General features: G+C 41.7%; 3 protein-coding genes, 1 tRNA gene and 1 pseudogene. All 5 read right to left on the bottom strand.

What is annotated here, in order from left to right; all coding sequences use genetic code 11:
* Positions 1-253 precede the first annotated feature (253 nt).
* Positions 254-574 carry a hypothetical protein gene (locus APA_RS09445; RefSeq protein WP_201322036.1) on the bottom strand — a complete coding sequence of 107 codons (321 nt, stop codon included), beginning with the start codon at positions 572-574 and terminating at the stop codon, positions 254-256.
* Between the two features lie 33 nt (positions 575-607).
* Positions 608-690, bottom strand: a tRNA-Leu gene (locus APA_RS09440).
* 117 nt (positions 691-807) lie between these two features.
* A complete protein-coding gene (locus APA_RS09435; protein ID WP_142653180.1) occupies positions 808-1,146 on the bottom strand; it encodes a hypothetical protein in 339 nt (112 codons plus the stop codon).
* 125 nt (positions 1,147-1,271) lie between these two features.
* Positions 1,272-2,225, bottom strand: coding sequence for an FTR1 family protein (locus APA_RS09430; protein WP_236579476.1), 954 nt, complete (start codon positions 2,223-2,225; stop codon positions 1,272-1,274).
* Positions 2,226-2,281: 56 nt separating this feature from the next.
* A pseudogene (locus APA_RS09425) lies at positions 2,282-2,587 on the bottom strand (helix-hairpin-helix domain-containing protein); the annotation flags it as partial.

Genomic DNA, 2,587 nt, shown 5'->3' with positions numbered 1-2,587 from the left:
GTAGTTTAGCAAAATCAGCAAAAGGAAATACCAAGTTTGCCAAACCAATAGATGAACTGAGATTGCAGCAACCAGAACAAAAATTCCAATCAATTCAAGATGTAATTGCTAATGTTCAGGGGCTTGCTGAAAAGACTATGCAGAAAATTGTTGCCGCATGGTAAGTACTTGTGCAAAATAAATTACCCAAACCCGTAAGGTTGCGCCCCGCAGGGGCGCAACCTTACGGGTTTGGATTTGTAATTAAATATGCCTATTGTCCACGCTCCGCCCTCTTACGTTCTAGCTCAGTCATCCTTTGCTCTAAATCTAGTTTGTCTGCTTCATAGGACAGGCTATAACCAATCAGACGATCGATCATCCTTTCCTGTTGCCTAGACTTATCTAGCATTAGCTCGATGTCTTGTCTATCGCGAATTTGGCTTTCTTGCAAGTTGCGTTGCACATTTGAAATTTGCTTGCTTTGCTCAATTAACAGCAAAATGTCTTGACGATCTCGTAGCTGACTTTCTTGCAAGTTACGTTGCACTTCCAACATTCCTGCTATTACCGCTTGCATCTCTTCAAAAGTCATTATTTACTTCCTACTCTTTGCAGCGAAACAAAATGGGGGTAAAGGGACTTGAACCCTTACGACCTTACAGTCAACGGATTTTAAGTCCGTAGCGTCTACCATTCCGCCATACCCCCAAAGGGCTTTGCTATTCTAACGCGAAATGGGTGAATTTACGATCAGAAATTTTAAAATTGTTGCGATCGCTTAAAAACTATAGTCAGAGACGAGCCTCTGACTATAGTTTTTAAGACTTAGACTTCCTCGTCGTCGTCCCATTTCTCTTGGGTATAGCCAAGCTGAGTTGCCGCTGATTGCTCCTCACTGGTGAGGTCTTCCCAGAGTTTTTCTGCTGATTCAGGGATGTCATCTTCTCCCTCCCAGCTAGATTGAGTCCAGCCAAGGATGCCCCACATTTTTTTATCTTCATCGGACAAATCGTCCCATTCAGGAAAATCATCCTCCTCTTCCCAGCTTTCTTCACTCCAACCTAATTGTGACCAGAGTGCTTGCTCAGCACTAGTCATATCTGACCAGCCTATTTCACTCCAAAATTCATTAGGATCGCCAGTTACTTCACGGATAGTAGTCATAGAAATTTCCTCAAAAACTAGAGTTCACCTAGATCTCATCATAGGTTTTGCTTGCTATGGGAAGCAACAGTTAAAACTTAACCTTTCAAGCCAAAAAAAGGGCTTTGCTTTGCGAAGCCCTTTTTTTACTTTGTTTTTAGCCGATCGCCTAAACTTCGGTAATAAATTGTGCCGACGATCGCAAAAAACAGAACATAGGCGATCGCTTGGACTAGATAAAGTTTGTCAGTATAGCCAAACAGTGAACTGAGGATCGCTCCTGGAAATTTCTCAGCAGGTAATACTTTGCTGCTATTCCAGACCATATTGCCAAGGACACAAGAATGTTCGCGGACAAAATGCTCATAATAAAAACAAATTGATTCTGATTTGCGATCGCTTTGGGACAAAATCCGTAGTGCATTGTCGAAATGTCCCAGAGCAGAGATTACTAAGCCCGAAACAATCGATAGCAGCATAAACCCCATGATTTTAAAAAAGGCACGGATATTAATCTGAACACCAAATTTAAATAGAGCGAACGCGATCGCTGTGGCGGCAGCGATTCCACTTATGGCTCCAAGCGCTGGCATAAATCCTTCTTGGAATTTTGCTGAAATAAATAACACTACTTCAAAACCTTCGCGCAAAATGGCAAATAAGATTAATCCAAAAATTCCTAAGCCAGCTTTTCTACCTTTGCCTAACACATTCGATAAAGAGCCTTCGATTTCACCTTTAATCGCCCGACTCTGTTTTGTCATCCAGATTAACATCCAAGTCAACATGACGATCGCGGCAACACTAAACACACCTTCGAGTAATGGCTCCAAAATCGGCGATATAGATGGATTGCTACTACCGACGCTCTGCATAAACCAATTAAATATTACGCCGACTATTCCGCTAATTATCAGTCCAGCACCAATACCAGCAAATACCCATCGATTAAGATGAGATCGCTTGGCACGTTTGAGATATGCCATGACAATGCCAATCACTAAGGCGGCTTCAACGCCTTCTCGTAAGGTAATGACAAAGGTGGGAAGAGTTAAGCTGAAGTCCATGGAATTATCTGGATAGTGTTTAGTAGAGTTCATTTATAAATATTGGATAAGAAGTGCTTTGCACTTCTTATCCAATATTTATGCAATATTTATGATTTTGAATAAACTTTAGCAGCCGCTTGTTCATTCGTTTTGATCAGCGCCGACATATCAGCAACAGATAGAACGGGTTTTTCTGGAGCAAGCGGACTCGGATAAGCTGATTTGAGCTTTTCTAAACTTGCAATGAATTGTTTGTGGGTATCGGGGTGATCTTTTTCCATTGTCGCCGCAATGCTCTTATACAATTGCTCAACATAGATCGTGAAGCCACGAGAGTCTTGATATTCGATAATCTCTTTGATCTTGTCATTGGCGATCGCTGCCATATATTCAGTACCAGCAGTATCAAGAAT

This window comes from Pseudanabaena sp. lw0831 (assembly GCF_016584665.1).
Lineage (GTDB): Bacteria > Cyanobacteriota > Cyanobacteriia > Pseudanabaenales > Pseudanabaenaceae > Pseudanabaena.
Note: the sequence above shows the minus strand (reverse complement) of the source record. Positions and strands in the feature narration are given on the sequence as shown.

Bases quoted from the DNA above. Each gene is read 5' to 3' on its own strand.
- APA_RS09445 (WP_201322036.1), bottom strand. From the start codon at position 574: ATGACTTTTGAAGAGATGCAAGCGGTAATAGCAGGAATGTTGGAAGTG.
- APA_RS09435 (WP_142653180.1), bottom strand. From the start codon at position 1,146: ATGACTACTATCCGTGAAGTAACTGGCGATCCTAATGAATTTTGGAGT.
- APA_RS09430 (WP_236579476.1), bottom strand. From the start codon at position 2,225: ATGAACTCTACTAAACACTATCCAGATAATTCCATGGACTTCAGCTTA.